We start from the raw sequence: 19533 nt of genomic DNA on the forward strand, positions 1-19533 counted from the left end.
AAATGACAATTATAATTGACAAATGAAACTATATTATTTACAATTTTAACTAAATAGAACAAATGATGGATTAAGATGATGTTACATACTAAGAGGATGAAGTGTAGTGCTATATTTTATCCGGAATAAACATAGTCTTTGAAAGAGAGTATGAATGAAACTAAGGGGAGGCTTTATACTTTGAGTTTACAAATTCAAAACTTAACGAAACTATTTGGGGAATCAAAAGCAGTTAACGGCTTGCAAATTTCGTTGCCAAAAGGTGAAGTGCTAGGATTACTTGGACGAAATGGTGCAGGAAAAACTACGACAATCAAAATGCTTCTCGGATTATTAACGCCTAATGAAGGCTCTATTACATGGGATGGAAAACCATTTGGGACTAGCGGGATAACAATTGGTTATTTACCAGAAGAAAGAGGTTTATATACGAAAAGTAGAGTAATAGACCAGTTGCGATATTTTGGTAGATTAGAAGGAATGACGAAAAAAGAAGTAGATCTTGCTATTGATCACTGGTTAGAGCGATTAGCAATACCGGAATATAAATTTAAAACGGCAGGAGAGCTTTCGAAAGGGAACCAGCAAAAAATCCAATTAATTGCTGCTCTTCTTCATAATCCGGAACTTCTCATTTTAGATGAACCATTTAGCGGGCTGGATCCAGTTAATGCTGGGATGTTAGCTAGCATTATTGAAGAACAAGTACAGAGCGGAAAGACAATTATTTTATCTAGTCATCGTATGGAACAAGTAGAGGCTTTTTGCCAACATGTATGTATTTTGAAAAAAGGCGAAGCTGTCGTAAAAGGCCAGTTAAGTGATATTAAAAAAGAGTACGGTTTCCGCAATTTAACGATTGAAGATACAGAAGAGAATGAGAAGGGATTAGAATCTATTCATGTATCGTATGAAAAACAACAAGGCCTTCTTTATGTGCAAGTACAAGATGATGCAGAAGCTCTAAAGATTTTACAACAATTGCAAGAACAAGGTGTTACCTTACGACAATTTAAAATGTTAGAGCCGACGTTAAACGAAATCTTTGTAGAGAGGGCGAAATAACGATGCGTAAATTTTCTCACGTATTTTCATTTTATTTTAGAGAAGCGTTTTTATCTAAAAAATCATTAATTACGAGTGCGATTTTATTTTTAGTTGTGTTTGGACTTTTTGCGTTTAATCATTTCACTGCTGATAATGACAAAGGGAAAGATAAATTTGCCGTAGTAACGGAAAGTGATACGTATAAAGTGCAAGAAAGTGATGTAACAAAGTTACTTCCATCTGCTAAAGTAACTGTAGAAAATAAGGATAAGTTTAATGAGTTACGTAAGCAAGTAGAAGATGGGGATTTAGACGGTCTATTCCGTATTACAGAAAAGAATGGTATTCCGGAAGTGACGTATATGTATAGTGGTTTTCCGAGTCAATCAACTGCTACACTTATGGCGAGTTATTTAAAAGAACAATATACAGCGGTAATGATTGAAAAGAATAATGTATCAGTAGAAGTAGCAAAGCAGTTACAGATGGAAATTCCGTTAAAACAAGAGGCAGTAAAGGATCATGCATCTTCCTTTGGCATTGGCTATGTTTTCTCGTTTGCCTTATATATGTTTATTATCGTGTTTGGAACTACAATTGGGACGACGATAGCATCTGAAAAGTCGTCTCGTGTTATGGAGTTAATGCTTCCTAAAGTAAAACCATTAACAATGCTACATGCCAAAATTTTAGCAATTGTTTCTAGTGCTTTACTATTACTTATTACTGCTTCCCTCGGTTTTCTTGTACCATATTTATTGGGTTGGGTAGACCTAGAAAATGCATCTTTAGTGGGACTTGCACTAGACTTTTCTAAGTTGGATGCTGTAGTAATTAGTATGTTCGTTGTATATTTTGTTACGGGCTACTTACTATATGCAATGTTATATGCAGCGGTTGGTGCTGTTGTATCAAAAATTGAGGATGTGCAATCTCTTTCGTTCCCAATTACAATGTTAGGTATAGCAGCATTTTTCATTAGTATTAAATCACTATTTGATCCTAATAGTACATTGGCTGTAGTTAGTTCGTATATTCCATTCTTTACACCTATGGTTACATTTTCAAGGCTTGTAGCGGGTGAAGCAGGAACTGTAGAGATTATTGTGACTTTAGTCATTTTATTGGTGACTATTGCTATCGTCAATATGCTTGCAAGTCGCATTTACGTAAACGGCGTAATGAATTACTCAGATAAAGTGAAATTTAAAGATTTAGCAAAATTCATAAAGCGTCAATAATGAGAGAAAAGCATGATTTCCTATTGAAATCATGCTTTTTCTTTATGTATAAATTAAAAATAGTATATAATAATAAGAGTCGTCTTTTAATAGAATGAATACAAAGGAGGGTGTGCAGATGGGGATTAGTAGTCGTTTTACAGTAGGTGTTCATATGCTGACATTACTTGCGATAGATCGAAACTCTCGCTGTACCTCTGAATGGATTGCCGGTAGTGTGAATACAAATCCAGTTGTGATTCGTCGCATTACAGGAATGTTGAAGAGAGCAGGACTTGTTGATGTACAAGCTGGTAAAGGTGGTACGACACTTGCTCGTGATTTAGAAGAAATTACATTACTTGATGTATATAAAGCAGTGGAAGTTGTAGAAGAAGGACAGCTATTTTCCTTCCATGAAAATCCCAACATTGAATGTCCAGTAGGAGCTAATATTCAATCAGTATTAGAAATTATTTTAATGCAAGCGCAAGAAGCGATGGAAAACGTACTTGCAAATGTAACGGTAGATCAATTAGTTACAAATTTAAAGTCTAAAATGAAAGAGTAAAAAAGCGAGCATCCTCATAATGAGGGCTCGCCTTTTTTTATTCAGAAATATTGAAAATTCTATTTTTCAGTATTTAAAATGAATTTACCTACGATAGCGGCTACGATACCACCAAGAATTGGTGCAACGATGAATACCCATAGTTGAGAAAGTGCTTCTCCGCCAGCGAATAAAGCTGGTGCGATACTACGAGCTGGGTTAACAGAAGTTCCAGTTAACGGAATACCTAATAAGTGAACTAAAACTAATGTGAAACCAATTACTAATCCTGCTAGAGAAGAACTTCCTTTTTTACCTGTTACAGCAACGATCACTAAAATGAATACGAAAGTTAAAATAAATTCAACTAGAAATGCTCCAGATAAACCAAGAGTTCCAAAACCGTTTTGTCCTAAATTATCTAAAGGTGTTTTAGCAGATTTTAAAATTGTTACTAACGTTGCAGTTCCTAATAAACCACCTAAAATTTGAGCTAATACATAATAACAAAGTTCCATAGCGTTCATTCTTTTGTTGATGAACATAGCTACTGATACTGCTGGGTTAATGTGACATCCAGAAATTGTTCCGATGCTATATGCCATAGCCACAATAGATAGACCGAAAGCCATAGCGATTCCTAGTGTTCCAATTCCTTCAATTCCGCCGCCAATGACAGCTACTCCAGTTCCGAATAATACAAGTACAAATGTACCAATAAATTCAGCGATTGCTTTTTTTAACATAATTTACCTCCTAATATTGCGCATGAAACGTATTATAACATAGGTTTTAGTATAAACAGCCAATGAAATACTATTCTGATAAGGCAAAATAGGGGGACAATAAAAAAAGAGTGTGGTTCTTTGTTTATAGAACCACACTCTTTTTTATGCTGTTTTTCTCTGTTTAACGACTGGAACAGATCGATTTAAAATGCTATTTGCAACCATTCCCAACATAATAATAATCATTCCAAGTAGGGAAAGACCACCAGGAAATGAACCATTCAAGAAAATAATTTCGCCAAGTACGGTAAAAACCATCGTTCCAGCTTGCGTTGCTTCAACAGCTCCAAGCAGAGCGAGATTATCTTTGGCTAAGTCAGTAGCAAAGAAAAATGTCATTGTCGCTATAACGCCAGAACATAATGCTAACAAAAATCCTTGTAGCATTTGGCTTGATGTTGGAATACCTGTAGTAGAAAATCCGTATATACCAAGTAAAATTGTTATAGGAAGACTGCCTATTGCCATTCCTAATACACGTTGGAATGTATCAAGGCGCCCGCCAACAAGTTCCATCATTTTTCGGTTACCGAACGGATATAAGAAAGCAGCTAACACGACAGGTAAAAACCCTGAAATAAACTGAGTCATTGTAATGTGACCTGCTGCAGTTGCTTGCATACAAATTACACCAAGTAAAATAAATAATGCGACATATAAACTACGAAGTGGAATTTTTCCGCGTACAAGTTTCGTACCTGATTTCGTTTCTATTTTAACGAAAAATAATGGCGAGAGTAGTAAACCTGCTAATATAGTAACTTGCCAAGTTCCAGCAACGAGCCAAGCTGGAGAAAAGACAGCTGCAAAACTTAATAAAGAATAGAAACCAATACCAGCAACAGAACCCCACCCGATCCACGCCAATGGATGTTTCTTTAATTCTTCCCATAATCCCCTTAAGTTTTTGCGAAATAAAACGATAAGGAATAAAATAGGGAGAGCAAATAAAAAACGGAAGGAAGCTGTCCAAGCCCAGCTCGTTCCAGATACATTCATCGCTCTATTAATAATAAAGGTTGCAGAAAAAAAGGCCGATGATAAAAGTCCTAATAATATTGCGCGCATGAAGTATAACACTCCTTTTGAAATTAAATGATTATGTATAGTATAATATACTTTAATTATGTAAAAGTAAACTATTTTATACTTTAAGGTGGTTTTATAGATGAAAGAACATGAAGATATGCAAACGAAAGAAGTCATTCAGCAAGTAGGTCAGTTATTAAGGCAAATTCGAAATGAGCAAAAATTAAGTTTAGAAGAATTAGCTCAAAAAACAGGAGTTAGTAAATTAACGTTAGGAAAGATTGAAAGGGGTGAAACGAATCCGACGTTAGCCGTCATTTGGAAAATAACGAAAGGATTATCGATTCCTTTATCGAGATTGATGGTTGTTGGAGAACCTGTAGCTGTTGCGCGCTGCGGAGAAGGATTTGCAGTAGACGTAGGACAAGCATGGCATTTAGAAACAATGTTCCGTTATACGAAAGAAACGGGGATGGAAATGCATCGTGCTTGTTTACGATCAAATAGTATATATGAACCAGAAGCTCATCATGAAGGTGCTATTGAGCTTGTAACGGTAATGAAAGGGAAAGTATCGATTCAAGTAGAAAGCGATGTATACGAATTAAATGAGTTTGACTCTATTCAATTTGAAGCGAATAAGAAACATAGTTATAAGAATGAAGAAGATGAAGTGGCAGTATTACATTTAACGATGAAATACTCTTCATGAAAAAATCACCTATAGAATTCTATAGGTGATTTTTTATATTTTGATTACGTATATGCATGATGCTGCTAGTATGAACGTGGCATAAGTAATAAACAAATAAAATAAACTAAAAATCCCGTCCCAAAACATAAAACTGCAATGACCCAAAGTATGCGAATGAGAGTAGAGCTAATATCAAAATATTCTCCTAAACCACCGCATATACCAAATAGCATTTTATCAGTTTCGGATTTACATAATTTTTTTGACATCTTCCAATACACTCCTTTTTATAGCAAACTCTATACTTCTATTCTATATGGAAATCTATGAGGAAACTATGAGGTTGTATTACATTTTTTTAGGGAACAGTCATATTAATTGTCTTAATTTTCAGTTGATATTAAAATTATAGTAAGACGTAACTTTTAATAAAGGGTGGGGAAATAGAGATGACAGTATATTGGTTGACTAATGTAACGCTTGAATCGGGGTATACATATGAAGAGGGGAGAGTTTCAAAAACAGAAACAGAGTTATGTAGTTTACTTATTGAAGAGGGACGAATTAAAAAAATCATAGCAGGGACTGTTCAAGAGGAAGGGGTACTCATTCTTGATGCGAATCGTTTATTAATTTTGCCCGCTTTCGAAGAGATGCATATTCACATTGACAAGACGTATTATAGTGGTCCTTGGAAAGCTTGCATGCCAGCAGAAAGTATTTTTACACGTTTTAATGAAGAAGAAAAAATTTTGCCGAAGCAATTAGCAACTGCTCAAGATAGGGCGGAAAATATGCTAGCGTTATTGCTCCGAAATGGTGCGACGAATATAAGAACGCATTGTAATGTTGATCCGATTATTGGGCTTGGTAATTTGGAGGCGACGTTAGCGGCGTTGGAAACATATAAAGATCAGGTTTCTGGTAGAATTGTTGCTTTTCCGCAACATGGATTATTGCGCAGTAATTCTGTGCAACTTGTGAGAGATGCGATGCGTATGGGTGCGCATCTAGTCGGTGGAGTGGATCCAGCTACAGTGGATAATGATATTGAAAAATCATTACATACAATTATGGATATCGCGGTAGAATTTAATTCGGATGTTGATATTCATCTGCATGATGCGAATAATCTTGGGACGTTTACGATGAAGAGATTGGCAAGTTTAACAGAAGAAGCGGGATGGCAAGGTCGCGTAACGATTAGTCATGCACTTGGACTTGGTGGTGTTACGGATAAAGAAGCTGAAGAAGTGGCAGAAAGACTAGCTGCTTTACATATCGATATCACTTCAACGGTGCCAATTGGGAAACAAGTAATCCCAATTCCGTTATTAGATAAAAAAGGTGTGAAAGTTTCGTTAGGAAATGATAGTATTACTGATCATTGGTCACCGTTTGGAACAGGTGATATGCTGCAAAAGGCAAATCGATTAGCGGAACGTTTCGGATGGAGTGATGAAAGGTCTTTAGGAAAAGCACTTCGCTTTATTACGGGAGGAAAAGAAACGTTAAACGATGATGGGAAGCGAGCATGGCCGAATGTAGGAGATGAAGCGAGTTTTGTTTTGACGAATGCAACATGTACTGCTGAAGCGGTAGCGCGTCAAACAGAGAAGCGTTTAGTCGTACATAAAGGAAATATTGTTGTTGGAAGTTTAAATGAGGTGGAATTAAATAATCTTGTGTAAAGGAATCGTTTAAATGTTTTTGGAAGGGTTCTAATTGTGTGTGTAGAACCCTTCTTTTTTATGCTTACAATATATTTTTTATAAGGAAGCTAGAAGGGATGGAAAATTTGGACAATCAACATAATCAAAATCATATTATGGGAACTTTGCAATGGTTTATATTTTTATTGGCGAATTCAATCGCATTACCAATTGTCGTTGGCGGATTATTTCATCTTACGACGGAAGAAATATTTTATTTAATGCAGCGTACGTTTTTTGTAGTTGGTATATCTTCTTTTTTACAAGGGTGGCTTGGACATAGACTACCAATTGCGGATGGACCAGCTGGATCTTGGGTTGGAGTATTTACCGTACTTGCTTACGCAACGGCCGGACAAGATCAATTACATAGTACGTTGCAAATTTTAGAATTAGGAATGATTATTTCTGGTGTTATTTTAATAGGATTAGGCGTAACTGGTTTTATCGGACGTATTTTATTTTTATTTACACCGCTTGTGACAGGGACGTTTTTACTTTTATTATGTTTACAATTAAGCGGTGTATTTTTAAAAGGAATGCTAGGAATTACTACTACTGTTTCTCAAATCGATGGATTTACAGCGATAATTGCGTTTAGTATATTTCTTTTCGTTATTATACTATCTAATTTTGGAAAAGGATTTGTCAAAAGTTATGCGGTTTTAATAGGATTAATTAGTGGGTGGATTCTTTTTCTAATTGCAGGAAAAGTGACGATTCCATCTCAAGTAACGCACTTTGTACAACTTCCACATATATTTGCTTGGGGACTTCCAAAATGGAATACAGGTATGGCTGTATCGAGTTTCGTTATGGTATGTATTTTAGTTTCAAATACAGTGGCAGCTATTATAGCAATTAATCAAGCTACCATTCAAAAAGGGACTATTGAACAGAAACAGTTGAAGGATGGTACGTGGGTTGGAGGCATTTCACATATCATTTCTTCTATATTTTCAACTGTAGGTGTCGTGCCGCTACCCGCGACGGCAGGATTTATACGTTTAACAAAACAAAAGTATATAGGATCGTTCTTACTAGCATGTATGTCACTAGTCGTAATGTCGCTGTTCCCAAGTATTATTCGTTATTTAGCATCTTTACCATCCGCTGTTGCATCTGCGGTTTTAATGGCTTCTTTCGTACAGTTAATTGGAATTGGGTTAAATAATATAAAACAAGTGGAGCTTAATGAAAGGAATGTAACAATTTTAGGCGTTGCAGTATTATTTGGCAGCGGCGTTATGTTTTTACCGTCTGGAGCGCTCCAATCCTTGCCGTCTGTTATGCAATATATATTCGGAAATGGTTTATTTGTAGGTACTGTTGTAAGTATATTGCTAGAACAAATATGGCGCATCGAGAAATAAGTGGATACAAAGAGTGTACGCACTGTATAAAAGTCTAAAATAACATGTGAAATAAAGCCCATTTTCATTCACCACCCGCACATTTCGTTCATACAATATCTTGACTAAATAAACACCCAACTTACACATACACGGCTCTGGCTTAAGCAAGGAGGGTTATACCAGTTGAAGGAAAAAGCGTATCAATCTAAACCGTTACTCACAAAGAGAGAGAGAGAAGTATTTGAATTACTGGTTCAAGATAAAACAACGAAGGAAATTGCAGGTGAACTTTTTATCAGTGAAAAAACAGTACGCAACCACATCTCAAATGTCATATGTACTGTTTGCAAAAAATAGTTGGACATGTACTTTGAATGAATTGAAAAAGTGAGGTGTAGAATATACTTATATACCTTCAAAATATAGTTTTAATATGTTATAAAACCAAAGTTATAATTCATCAGGTTCGTTAACGAAACGTTGACTTTGTTTGTTTTATGGTTTTATCAGTTAACGAAACGTTGACTTTTTTGTTGTTTAGCGTAATAATAGTAATTAGGAGGTGTTGATAAATGTTAAACTTTTATCAAATGGTAGGACAAAGAATCCTTCAGGAATTAAATAATTTACAGTGGTCACAACAAAAATTAGCTGATGAATTGCAAATTTCCAAACAAGTAATGGGTAAAATTCTAAAAGGTGATAAGAATACAAATATACTTGAAATACGTCAAATTGCGGATATTCTAAAAGTTCCAGTGGAACAATTATTAGAACCAATTGAAAAGGAAGAATATATTGTGGAAAGTGTAGAGGAAGATGTAGTCCCTGTATTTATGGGGAAAGTTACTTCTCAAGTAGGTAAAGAAGGACTTACAAAAGCTTTTCGTATAATTGAATTAATCACTGATTACCAAGATTTATATGAAGACAAAAATAAAGTTCGAAATAGAATTGTTTCTTTTGAAGGAATAAGCCCTGCTAAAGAATGTGAGCGGAATGTATGATAAATAGAAAGATATATGGGGGGGAAATAATTGGCTAAGATACAAATAAAAAACATTCTATTCCATAAAGATAAAGAAGTTTTTTATGAAATAGAACGAAAAGCGACATCTGATTTGATTGAATTACATTATAATCAAAAGGTGCAACAAAATATTTTTAGGATTTTAAGAAGGGTCGAAGGTTTACAAGTAATCGTATTTCCTATCCAAGATGAAAAATTATATGCATTTACATTGTTTAAGAATAGTAAAAATTTTATTTATATCAATTCTTATATGCCACTAGGTGAGCAAATTTTTGCTGCTGCACATGAATTGTATCACCTTAAATATGATTTGGAACAAAAATCAGAAATTTTAAATGATGTAGATAGTTCTTTCAATGGAAATGAAAATGAAATGAAAGCTAATTCTTATGCAGCGTGTTTTTTAGTACCTAAGCAACATTTATTTGAAGAAATGAGATTGTTGAAGATTAATAAGGGAGAAATTGGGGTTCTAGAAATATTGAAATTAGTGGATTCATTCGCAGTACCATATAAAGCTATGGTACTGCGTTTATATGAAGTCAATTTTATTAATTTAGAGCAAGCTGAGACGCTATTAGCTATTCCAGATAAAAGCCCTGATGATGGTGTGCTTTTATTAATGCATCAAACAAGATATGCTCTCGAGTGGCAAAAACGAACGGAAGAGAAAGAATATGGGGATCTTATTAAATATGCTACAATGAATTTAGAAGATTTCAATTTATCTCGCAATAAATTGAAAAGGGATTTTTCTATTTTGTCGGGGGATATAAATCTTGATGAAATTCTTATGCATGGGGAGGAAGAAAAAAAATAATAATTGGGGAGAAGCGAGAATGAGTCAGGATTACGTTGCTGTTTTGGATGCAGATGCTTGTATAAAAATGGGTAGATTAATAGCGGGTGGGGGTTCGCACTTAAGTGTTATGTTGCCTTTATTTAAAGAAACATACATTCATGAGTATGTTTATAGGGAAATAACAAAACCACCTGATGTAGTCACTCATGTTACCTCTTTGATACAGGATAAAAAAATTGAAGTAATAACTGATGCAGATTTACTAGGTTTTTTATCAGATTGGTTGCCTGGAAAAGAGAAAACAGTATGTCATGTTTATTTAAATCTTTTAAGCGAAACTTTGGACTTTTTACATGAGGATCATCCGTTACCTCAAATTTATTCATCATTATATAGTAAAACTTATAGTGATATTGATTCCTTAATTAAGGATATGGATTTTTGCGAAAAGTCTTTAAGGGAAGATATGGATGTTGGGGAAGTTAAAACCATTGTTTTAACAAGGGTTTTAGACTACATATCTCTATCAACAATCAATCTGTATGTTTCTAATGATAGAAGAGCGAGAAAACTTTTAGTGAATGTAACTGATGGGAAGGTAAATGCTTGTACGCCACTGGCAAGTTTTCTTTTTCTGAAAAAAGCTGGAATGACAAAGGAAGAGTGTAATTCTTATTTTAGGAAATACAGTCCTAGAGAACGAATGAATGTGTGGGACAGTAGCGGTAAAAAAGTTAATTTAGAATACAGGCAAATATTTGAAGATTTATTTGATAATACAAAAAAAATCGAGTTGACAGTTGAAGGGGTATTAAAATATGAGTAAGATTTTAAAAGGCATAAGAGCCAGTTCTTATGCCTTTTAAAGCCGTTTCTTTTATCGTAGTAAGAGGATAAATATTACAGGTAGTTATCCGTTTGAAGCAATAATTTTGATTACACTTATAAAAGAAAGTGGTAATTGAATTAGGAAATTCTAATGACTAATGATGGAGTGTTACGTTCACAATTATTTTGTTTGTGTCCAGTGTATATTAGAAATATTTCATCTTTTGATAAATAAATGTTTACTTCTATGTGTTAAGAATTAAGAAACCATTGGTATTATTAGGAGGGGAAGTCATGGCGACACAAAAGCAATTTTTAGCATTTTTAGGAGATATAGAGCCAAGTACAACAACTAAGGGTGATGCGAGTAAGGCGCATACTGATTTAAGAAGTTTTTTGGAAAAGGATGCTACTTTTAAACCATACCGTGATTCAGATTTTTTATCAGGATCATATAAACGGGATACAGCAATTCGTCCAAGAATTGTGGATGGAAAAATTACACGCCCCGATGTTGATATCATTGTAGTAACTAATTACACACAAGCAGATGACCCTAAAGATGTTATAAATTTACTGTATGATGTTTTAAAAAAACAATATCCTAATATCAGGAAACAAAATCGTTCAGTTGGAATAAATACAGGAAAGGCGGATATGGATGTTGTACCTATAATTGCACCTGATGGTATGGATGGAAAACTTTATATTCCTGATAGAAAACAAGAAAAGTGGCTTGAAACGAATCCCCCTAAGCATACGATATGGACAATAGGGGTGAACCAAGAAAGCAAAGGTATGTTTAAACCACTTGTAAAAATAATGAAGTGGTGGCGTCGTGTTAATCCAACAATAGCAAAGAAACCAAAAGGTTTTGTAATTGAGTGTATTGTAGCGGAATGCATGGATAAATCTGAGACTAAATACGCTGAGCTATTCGTGAAAACTATGGAAGAAATTGTGAATAAATATGAGATCTATGTTAGGTTAGGAATTGTCCCTACGATTGGTGATCCAGGTGTTCCAGGAAACTCTGTCACAGATGGAATTACATTTGATGCATTTAAAGGTTTTTACGATAAAGTCAAACTCCATGCCGAGATGGCGAGAAAAGCATTAGAAGAAACAAATGAAGATGAGGCTGTGAAATTGTGGCGTTCAATTTTCGGTCCGCGCTTCCCAAAGAGCAAAAAAAGTTCAAGTCCATTTGTGAAAAGTGCACTAATCCCACCACCGTTGACGTTTCCAGATCGTCCTATTGAACCAAAGAAACCCGGAGGATTTGCCTAATGGGGATTTGGTTCTTAGAAAATGCGAATCGTTTATTACATGAACGGAAAGAAATAGAACAATTACAATTAACTAAAGACTGGCTGCTAGGGATGGAATGGTGTATTTCAGGTAATGAACTAGCCGTACAAGTAAAAATAGAAGCTCATGGTCATATTTATGAACTAGAAATGGGGTATCCACCTCTTTTCCCTTTCTCAGCACCAGGTGTTAAATCCATAGAGAAAGAGAAATGGTGGACGGAGCATCAGTATGTAAATGGAACTCTTTGTTTAGAATGGGGACCTGACAATTGGCACGAAAATGTTACAGGTGCAAGAATCTTGGAAAGCGCCTACCGATTAATATATACGGAGAATCCAAAAGGAAAGCAAGGTGGGGAAGAGAGTTCTGTTGTTCTTTCAAGACACGTACTCTCCGTTGGACAAGAACTAAGAACAGAAACGATTAGATTATATGTAAATCAGGTTCTGTTGGAAATAGTGTCAAATTCGAACCCTACTGAATATAAGCAAATGAATTTTCACTACATTTTTGAAAATAGAGCTACCATTGTGCATATTGGACAGATTTATGATAAATCAAAAATAATTTGGGAAAACGATTATTTACCGAATGAATTGAAAGGTAAGCTATTAGGAAAAGGAAGCATTTATTATGTAAAGAATGCATCAGCTGAAATTAAATCTCTATCTTCAAGTGAAGCATTAAAATATTTATTATTGAAAAACGGATATAAAGAGGAATGTATTGAATTTGAAGATTTAACCAATAGTTTATTTATATTGGTTGATGAGGTAGGAGCGATATTTTCGCTATTATGTATTAAAAATAAAGAAAAGATACATAAGATACCAATAGTAATGGACAAAGAAAACGTGGATCGGCGCCAACCGGAATTGTTTTCACTAAAAGATAAAAAGGTAGGTATGGTTGGAGTAGGCTCTTTAGGAAGCAAAATAGTGAATGCTCTTGCAAGATCAGGGGTAGAGAAATTTTTCCTTGTTGATGAAGATATATTTTTGAGAGGGAATATTCAGAGGCATACCTTGGATTGGAGAAATGTCGGGAATCATAAGGTTGATGCTATTAAAGAGCAGCTTGAACTTATTTCAAGCTCTGTAGAAGTTGAAGTATCTAGGATCAACTTAACTGGGCAAGAAGCAATTACATCATTAAATGCGAATATTACTGAATTAGGCTCTTGTGACGTTATTGTTGATGCTACGGCGGATAGTAAGATTTTTAATTTGTTATCTGCGATATGTAAAAATTATGAGAAACCAATGATTTGGGGAGAATTATTTTCTGGTGGGATCGGGGGGCTTATTGCAAGAAGTCGTCCCAAGTTAGATCCAAGTCCTCAAATTATGAGAAAGGCACTTTTGGAAGCTACTTCAGAAATGCCTACAATATCTCAATTAGGCGAAGAGGCGTATGGATTACAAACTGAATTAGGTGAAGTATGGATTGCTTCAGATGCTGATGTAGGCATTATTGCGAATCATTTAGCAAGGTATATAACTGATGCACTTAAAGATGAAAAGTCGGATTATCCTTTTTCTATGTATTTAATAGGTTTGAAGAAAAGCTGGATATTTGAACAACCTTTTGAAATATTTCCGATTGAGACGAATCATTTAATTGAGGAAATAATACCGGAGGAAAATCAAGATGTTATAAAAGAAGTAATTGATTTTATAGCGCCGTTATTGGAGAAGAGAAATGATTAAAGTTATTATGCCTAAAAGAATTGAACAAAGATTGGAAGTTGAGCTTAAAAAGGCAGGCAGAAATGAAATTGGTGGCATTTTAATGGGAGAGCATATCGGAGAAAATACATTTAGAATTTGTGATGTGACGGTCCAATTATATGATGGTACATGGATTCGTTTCGTAAGACAAATATCAGGTGTAATGAGAAAAAGTCTAAATTACTTTTTTAGTAAAAATAAGTTCCAATATAGAAAATATAATTATCTAGGTGAGTGGCACTCACATCCTTCTTTTTCGCTTATGCCTAGTTCTCAAGATATTCAAACGATGTGGGGAATAGTAAATGATGAAGCTGTAGGTGCAAATTTTGCTGTTTTGTTAATTGTAAAAATAGAATCTCAATCTGTACATGGCAATGTTACGCTTTACGTACCTGGTAACCCTGTATTGAAAGGTGAGATGGTAAAGGGAGGGGATTATACATGAATGAACACAAGCCATCTTTATTGGAATCGGAATCGACTGGGGGAGACATTGCAGGGGGAGGATTTGATTTCCAAAGAAATTTAATCCTCAATAAAATTCCTTATTGGCTTTCTTTCGAAGGGTTTACATCCCTTATTTGGGAATCGATTGGGGATATTGAAGTGAAGTTTTTTGTTCCAGGCAAAGGTATGATTATTGAAGCGATTGAGGCTAAGAATCATAATATGACGCCAGCAAAATTTTGGGAAGAGATCGAACGATTTAAAACAATGGATAAGGGGAGTCCAGGTACATATCGCTGGTTCACTTTATCTTGTACAGGGGTATCAGATACAATTAAACCCTTAATTAACGGATTACGAAGACTGAGAGATCCATATTCTTTTTTTGAACAATCATCAGGGATTCTACAGAATTCATATGAAGCTTATAAACAAATTGTTTTGAAACTTGAAAAAGATGAGGAAACAGCAGAGTTTTTGTTTAATAAGGTTATGATTGAAGATACATGGGGATCATTGAATGCACAGTCGGAAGGGATGTTTTTTGGGAATTTGTCAGAAAACCTTCCAGATTTTGATGAACTACCTAAGAAGAAAATAAATAATGTCCATAGTTATTTAACAGAGTTGCTGGTATCAAGAAAAAATAAGCCAGTTTCAAGAAAAGAAATTAAAGAAACAATTATACGTTCTATTGAAGATGATGAATTTTTTTCAAAACCAACGATTCTTGAGACGAAAATAAATAATGAGGAAACAAGTGGAAAACAATTGTTGTTTATGTGGGAACCGTTTTTCGGAGGAAAGGAAAGAAGCTTTCCTTCATCTGAAGAGTGGACTAGCCAATTGCTTACTGAATTAGAGCAAACAAAACAGTGGATTATCGATAATAGGACTAATCGTAAAATCAGATTGCAAGGAAGTAGAAGGAATTCAAGCGCGATGGCAATAGGTCAAACCTTTTCTGCTGTTTCGGGATTTAATATTGAAATGGAGTATAGAGGAGATTTCTGGAGTACAAATCAATACCCTACATCAACCACACCAGGGTATCCAATTCAAACTAACTTCCGGGTAGGAAAAGGGAAAAAGCTTGCTGTGATAATTGCAATAATGAAAGAAAATATGACAGATGAGGTTAGAACGTTTTTAAGCGGAATTGATGAGGAAGAAAATTCGGTATTAGAGGTAGCATCATCATTTCCAATCGTTTCGGCTGAACAAGTAAATGTAGTTGTAAACGCAATAAAAGAAGAAATAAAGAAAGTATGTGCACAAATTGATGTAGACGAAATTGATTTGTTTTATGCTGGACCATCTCATCTTGCTTTATTCTTAGGACATTGCTGGAATGCGATGCCTCGTACTCAATGTTATGAATGGGTTAAAACTGGAGATTATGTAAAAACAGTTTGTTTATCTTGAACTTGATTTATCATTTAATATTCTAAAAGATAAATCTGATGAGGAATTCTTTGCTACTAAAACAAAATAGGGTAGTCCATAAGGGTATCTTGCATATAGTGGTCATGAGGTGATGAACGATGACTGCAAAAACCTCTCCACTTAAACTAGGTAATGAAATATATGGTACGATAAAAATTGAAGAAGCGTTTCTAGAAGCATTAAAAATGTACTTTATGAAGCAGCAAGACAAAAAAACTCCTAGTTAATCAGGAGTTTTTTATTTTGTTGAAAAGGATAACGTAGTAGAAAAGGTTATTCTGTTTTATAAATCCATACGTAATTTTCACCTATATAAGTATCCCAATGTTTCCATTTCCAAGGTGGAGGAGGAGCGTCTTGATAATATAATTGATAAAAGATATTTAACCATTTAAGTGAATAATGGTCGATTTTTAAAGAATGGTATAACGTGCTGGGGATCGGAAAAGCTTGCTGATATCCACCACTGCCTTTACTTGAATGATGATAAATATGAAAATATTCATCTAGAGGTAACTTTTTTAAATCTGCAGTGTAGAATAGAAATCCATAGTTTTTGGCTGCTTCAAAGAAATCGATAAGGGATTTAACGTCTGGATATTGTTTTGTTTTTATTCCGTTATTTAATGTGATAAGTTTCATTTGCTTGGTGCCTCCTAGAAAAGAAGAAAATTGTATTCTAACAATCACGCCATATGAAGTTACGAAAATAAAGAAGTCATTATATTTAATGATTGTTTAGTACAATTAATTGATTATAGATTGTCACATATCGATTACCATTAAGGATTGTATGTTCTGGAGCTCCGTAAAAAACATTATTAGCTCCATACTCCTTACTCAGGGCATGAACAATTTCTTGCATAGTTTGTTTTAGATCATCTTGATTGTATGAAATACCAGCTTCTTGAAACATGTCTTCAATAGAGTCAATGTAATCATCCCCAATAAAATTGCTGCCATCTTCAAATTGGATGTGTATCCAATCTATATAGCTTTCAACTACTTGTATCAGTTCTTTTTTCATGTATATTCAGCTCCTTAATTAGAAAAAAGAGAACCTCTTTTTATAAAGGTTCTCCTTTTTTTGCAAATTTATTCATATTTATAAAATTAATTCATAATAATGAATAATAAGCAGACAAGTTGTTCATAATGAGAGTAGGAAAATTATTGAGATTGCTGATAAAGTTCTAAACCTTTCTCGATATGAGACAAAAAGTAATCTGTTAAGACTGGATTTTTGTCATAAGTTTTTTGTAATACTTGGCATAATCGTCGCAAACGAAAATCAAGTTCATGGTTTTGGGAATCTGTTTCCTGGGTGAGAGTAGGGAACAGATTCAGTTCTTCTTGTATTTGTTCTAAAAATGCAAGTGAAACAGTATCAGTTTTCATTGTTTCTAAATTACTGAGATAGCCCGGTGAAACATGTAATGTTGCTGCAAGCTCACTTAGTGTAATTCCTTTGTGCTTTCGCAATGTTCGAATGGTTTGCCCGAGATGTTGTAACAAATAAATACCTCCCTTAGTTAGTTCTTAAACAAATGTTATATTTTTAAAAGTATATGCAGTAGGGAAAGAAAACAGACTTTTTATAAATGACTTTTATGAAAATGAAATAGTGGAAGGAGTGAAGTTTTTGAAAGATACAGAAGCGATGGGGTATATTGTAATGGGGGTAAGTAGGATGGGATATGGATTAGATGTTATATTTCAGACAATGGAAGTAGCTCAATTGGTGTTAAATCAAACATTAAAAGAAGAATTGTGGAATGAAGATGTATTAGAGGTAGTTGGAAAATTAGTACATGAAATAGAAATAAATGAAGACGAGTTAAGATCTGAAATGTACTGGAGTTTTGATATTCACACAGAAACCGAAGCGGGTATTATTTATAACAAATTTATGGATTTAAGAAAGAACGAATCAAAATTAACGAGATAACAATAGTGAGATTATGTAAACGGGATTTAGCTTGGAGAAGAGCTAAATCTTTTTTTGTTTTTAATATTACTTTTGTGTAGTTATATCTGTTATATGACATTCATAAAATTATTAGAGACATGAGGTGAGGTGGAATATGACAAGGTGGATTAATGTTCAAGAAGCGATGAAGATTTTAGAAGAAAACTATATAAAGGTAAGTTATAAAACATTTACAGATTGGCTCCGGAAGTTAGAAATTGCAGCAGTTCCATCAGAAAATCGGAAGGAGGGATGGAGTATTCGTGAAGAAGATTTATTTGAGTTTATCGATAAGAAGCGTCCAGGATTACGTCAAATTTTGCAAGAATATCATCATCTTATTCAAGATGTAAACGATGTAAAACAACAAGTACAAGCTTTATTTCATAAAAAAAATGAAGGAGAAGTTGAGTATTCGGAAGGAAGGGAGAGTATAACGAATGGGGACATTAATTTTTTATATGATGTGGTAAATATTATGTGTGAAGAGATATCAGCATTGCAAAAGCAGAATCAATGGATGAAAGATGTGTATGAACAAGTGGTAGAAGAATATGATTTATTGCAACAAAAAGTGAGTAAGTTGGACGCAGTGATTGAAAACAGACAACAACCGAGCAACATAGATGAAAATAGGATTCAGGGTTTGGATGAAAGAGCATTTCAAGGGTTATTAAGAGCTCAATTTAAAAGACTCTTTCCTGATCGTACATATTCATTAAAAGGAGAGAAGGGATTGCAAATATATCAAGATTTTTACAATCTTGTATTTCCAAAAGAAGATAAACATCTGGGGATAATAAAGAAAGGGGACGAGTATATTTATCAACGAACAGATGAAAAATCTACACAAGTAAATCGTCTTTATAATAAAGTAATAAAAGAGTTATTGGAAGATATGGAAAAGAAAGCCGTTTTGGAAAAATAGGCTCTCTTTTTCAGGGTACTTTATTCATTTTTATAAAATGATTTCATTAAAATGAATAATTAGTTTTTAATTGGTAATAATAACCATTAAGCAACTATTCCTTTTGGTATAATATCAATCCTTGTTCAATATGAGAAATAAAATAATTTGCTAACTCGGGATTGGTATCATGTAGCGTTTTCAGTAGTTCGCATACCCGATCTAGCCGGAAATGTAATTCATGATGAGGAGAATTTGTGTGATTCAGGGAAGGAAATAAATCAAATTCCTCATTCAATTTTGCGAGTAACGTTAAAGAAATGGTATCTGTTTTTTGTGTTTCAAGGTTACTTAAATATCCCGGAGAGACTTCAATTTGCTCAGCAAAATTTTGAAGGGAAATGCCTTTTTGCTTTCGTAAATTACGAATGGTTTGTCCTAATTGTGTAATCAATAGTAATTCCTCCCATGCAATTTGTTTTGAAAGGTGTTGATTTTAATGACCGTGCAAAAGAAGCTTCAGCTTAGATCGATTTCGTATATTCATGATCCTGAAGCTGCACAAAAATGGTTTCAATTATATGTGGAACTTTTAGTAGAAGTAATGAAACAAAATGATTCTATGGACAAGGATGACGTGCATACATTGTAAGCACAAC

Annotated in this window: 25 protein-coding genes; 18 read left to right on the top strand and 7 right to left on the bottom strand. The window is 34.2% G+C overall.

Annotated features, from left to right (window positions below; all coding sequences use genetic code 11):
- The first annotated feature begins 180 nt into the window (after positions 1–180).
- The 3 genes from KI369_RS15760 (at position 181) to KI369_RS15770 (ending at position 2838) form a co-directional block, all read left to right on the top strand.
- The gene (locus KI369_RS15760) at positions 181–1065 is read left to right on the top strand and encodes an ABC transporter ATP-binding protein (RefSeq protein ID WP_212956584.1); all 885 of its coding nucleotides are present in this window, start codon (positions 181–183) and stop codon (positions 1063–1065) included.
- 2 nt (positions 1066–1067) lie between these two features.
- The gene (locus KI369_RS15765) at positions 1068–2288 is read left to right on the top strand and encodes an ABC transporter permease (RefSeq protein WP_212956585.1); all 1221 of its coding nucleotides are present in this window, start codon (positions 1068–1070) and stop codon (positions 2286–2288) included.
- A gap of 118 nt (positions 2289–2406) precedes the next feature.
- Complete coding sequence (locus tag KI369_RS15770; RefSeq protein ID WP_000512998.1) at positions 2407–2838, top strand: Rrf2 family transcriptional regulator; 432 nt, start codon at positions 2407–2409, stop codon at positions 2836–2838.
- Between the two features lie 59 nt (positions 2839–2897).
- On the opposite strand, the gene KI369_RS15775 is transcribed toward KI369_RS15770, so the two are convergent.
- Entirely contained in the window at positions 2898–3563 is a 666-nt protein-coding gene (locus tag KI369_RS15775; protein ID WP_074607624.1) for an MIP/aquaporin family protein, read from the bottom strand.
- A 144-nt stretch (positions 3564–3707) separates the two neighbouring features.
- Positions 3708–4673: a DMT family transporter gene (locus tag KI369_RS15780; protein WP_061688043.1), complete on the bottom strand. Its 966-nt coding sequence runs from the start codon at positions 4671–4673 to the stop codon at positions 3708–3710.
- A 100-nt stretch (positions 4674–4773) separates the two neighbouring features.
- Between KI369_RS15780 and KI369_RS15785 the strand changes: the two genes are divergently transcribed.
- Positions 4774–5346 (top strand): helix-turn-helix domain-containing protein, encoded by a 573-nt coding sequence (locus KI369_RS15785; RefSeq protein WP_000658051.1) that lies wholly within the window; start codon positions 4774–4776, stop codon positions 5344–5346.
- Between the two features lie 65 nt (positions 5347–5411).
- Here the strand turns inward: KI369_RS15785 and KI369_RS15790 are convergent, their stop codons facing one another.
- Complete coding sequence (locus KI369_RS15790) at positions 5412–5597, bottom strand: PspC domain-containing protein (protein ID WP_098268772.1); 186 nt, start codon at positions 5595–5597, stop codon at positions 5412–5414.
- 180 nt (positions 5598–5777) lie between these two features.
- Between KI369_RS15790 and KI369_RS15795 the strand changes: the two genes are divergently transcribed.
- From KI369_RS15795 to KI369_RS29670, 11 genes are all read left to right on the top strand, one after another.
- Positions 5778–7019, top strand: a complete 1242-nt coding sequence (locus tag KI369_RS15795; RefSeq protein WP_212956586.1) for an amidohydrolase family protein — start codon at positions 5778–5780, stop codon at positions 7017–7019.
- 98 nt (positions 7020–7117) lie between these two features.
- On the top strand, positions 7118–8413 hold the full coding sequence (locus KI369_RS15800) for a purine/pyrimidine permease (protein ID WP_212956587.1): 1296 nt from the start codon (positions 7118–7120) through the stop codon (positions 8411–8413).
- Between the two features lie 165 nt (positions 8414–8578).
- Positions 8579–8752 (top strand): helix-turn-helix domain-containing protein, encoded by a 174-nt coding sequence (locus KI369_RS15805; protein ID WP_089603449.1) that lies wholly within the window; start codon positions 8579–8581, stop codon positions 8750–8752.
- Between the two features lie 215 nt (positions 8753–8967).
- Positions 8968–9402 (top strand): helix-turn-helix domain-containing protein, encoded by a 435-nt coding sequence (locus tag KI369_RS15810; protein ID WP_089603448.1) that lies wholly within the window; start codon positions 8968–8970, stop codon positions 9400–9402.
- 30 nt (positions 9403–9432) lie between these two features.
- The gene (locus KI369_RS15815) at positions 9433–10248 is read left to right on the top strand and encodes an ImmA/IrrE family metallo-endopeptidase (RefSeq protein ID WP_089603447.1); all 816 of its coding nucleotides are present in this window, start codon (positions 9433–9435) and stop codon (positions 10246–10248) included.
- A complete protein-coding gene (locus KI369_RS15820; RefSeq protein ID WP_142294328.1) occupies positions 10208–11056 on the top strand; it encodes a hypothetical protein in 849 nt (282 codons plus the stop codon). Before KI369_RS15815 ends, KI369_RS15820 begins: the two co-directional genes overlap by 41 nt.
- Before the next feature lie 296 nt (positions 11057–11352).
- Positions 11353–12348: an SMODS domain-containing nucleotidyltransferase gene (locus KI369_RS15825; protein ID WP_089603445.1), complete on the top strand. Its 996-nt coding sequence runs from the start codon at positions 11353–11355 to the stop codon at positions 12346–12348.
- Positions 12348–14081: a ThiF family adenylyltransferase gene (locus KI369_RS15830; RefSeq protein ID WP_089603444.1), complete on the top strand. Its 1734-nt coding sequence runs from the start codon at positions 12348–12350 to the stop codon at positions 14079–14081. The genes KI369_RS15825 and KI369_RS15830 overlap by 1 nt, the downstream gene beginning before the upstream one ends.
- Complete coding sequence (locus KI369_RS15835; RefSeq protein ID WP_089603443.1) at positions 14074–14550, top strand: Mov34/MPN/PAD-1 family protein; 477 nt, start codon at positions 14074–14076, stop codon at positions 14548–14550. Before KI369_RS15830 ends, KI369_RS15835 begins: the two co-directional genes overlap by 8 nt.
- A complete protein-coding gene (cap4, locus tag KI369_RS15840) occupies positions 14547–15977 on the top strand; it encodes a CD-NTase-associated endodeoxyribonuclease Cap4 (protein ID WP_089603442.1) in 1431 nt (476 codons plus the stop codon). The genes KI369_RS15835 and cap4 overlap by 4 nt, the downstream gene beginning before the upstream one ends.
- Positions 15978–16096: 119 nt before the next feature.
- The gene (locus KI369_RS29670; RefSeq protein ID WP_256943794.1) at positions 16097–16225 is read left to right on the top strand and encodes a hypothetical protein; all 129 of its coding nucleotides are present in this window, start codon (positions 16097–16099) and stop codon (positions 16223–16225) included.
- A gap of 46 nt (positions 16226–16271) precedes the next feature.
- Here KI369_RS29670 and KI369_RS15845 read toward each other — a convergent pair whose 3' ends face one another.
- From KI369_RS15845 to KI369_RS15855, 3 genes are all read right to left on the bottom strand, one after another.
- Positions 16272–16640: a hypothetical protein gene (locus tag KI369_RS15845; RefSeq protein WP_089603441.1), complete on the bottom strand. Its 369-nt coding sequence runs from the start codon at positions 16638–16640 to the stop codon at positions 16272–16274.
- An 85-nt stretch (positions 16641–16725) separates the two neighbouring features.
- Positions 16726–17025 carry a hypothetical protein gene (locus KI369_RS15850; protein ID WP_089603440.1) on the bottom strand — a complete coding sequence of 100 codons (300 nt, stop codon included), beginning with the start codon at positions 17023–17025 and terminating at the stop codon, positions 16726–16728.
- A gap of 143 nt (positions 17026–17168) precedes the next feature.
- Positions 17169–17513: a helix-turn-helix domain-containing protein gene (locus tag KI369_RS15855; protein WP_089603439.1), complete on the bottom strand. Its 345-nt coding sequence runs from the start codon at positions 17511–17513 to the stop codon at positions 17169–17171.
- Positions 17514–17631: 118 nt separating this feature from the next.
- Between KI369_RS15855 and KI369_RS15860 the strand changes: the two genes are divergently transcribed.
- Positions 17632–17946, top strand: coding sequence for a hypothetical protein (locus tag KI369_RS15860; protein WP_224742182.1), 315 nt, complete (start codon positions 17632–17634; stop codon positions 17944–17946).
- 136 nt (positions 17947–18082) lie between these two features.
- Positions 18083–18895: a helix-turn-helix domain-containing protein gene (locus tag KI369_RS15865; RefSeq protein WP_089603437.1), complete on the top strand. Its 813-nt coding sequence runs from the start codon at positions 18083–18085 to the stop codon at positions 18893–18895.
- 94 nt (positions 18896–18989) lie between these two features.
- On the opposite strand, the gene KI369_RS15870 is transcribed toward KI369_RS15865, so the two are convergent.
- Positions 18990–19328, bottom strand: coding sequence for a helix-turn-helix domain-containing protein (locus tag KI369_RS15870; RefSeq protein WP_089603436.1), 339 nt, complete (start codon positions 19326–19328; stop codon positions 18990–18992).
- Between the two features lie 45 nt (positions 19329–19373).
- Here KI369_RS15870 and KI369_RS15875 point away from each other — a divergent pair, with 45 nt between their 5' ends.
- A complete protein-coding gene (locus tag KI369_RS15875; protein WP_000218031.1) occupies positions 19374–19526 on the top strand; it encodes a hypothetical protein in 153 nt (50 codons plus the stop codon).
- Positions 19527–19533: the final 7 nt, after the last annotated feature.

It is taken from the genome of Bacillus sanguinis (assembly GCF_018332475.1).
Classification (GTDB): Bacteria; Bacillota; Bacilli; order Bacillales; family Bacillaceae_G; genus Bacillus_A; species Bacillus_A sanguinis.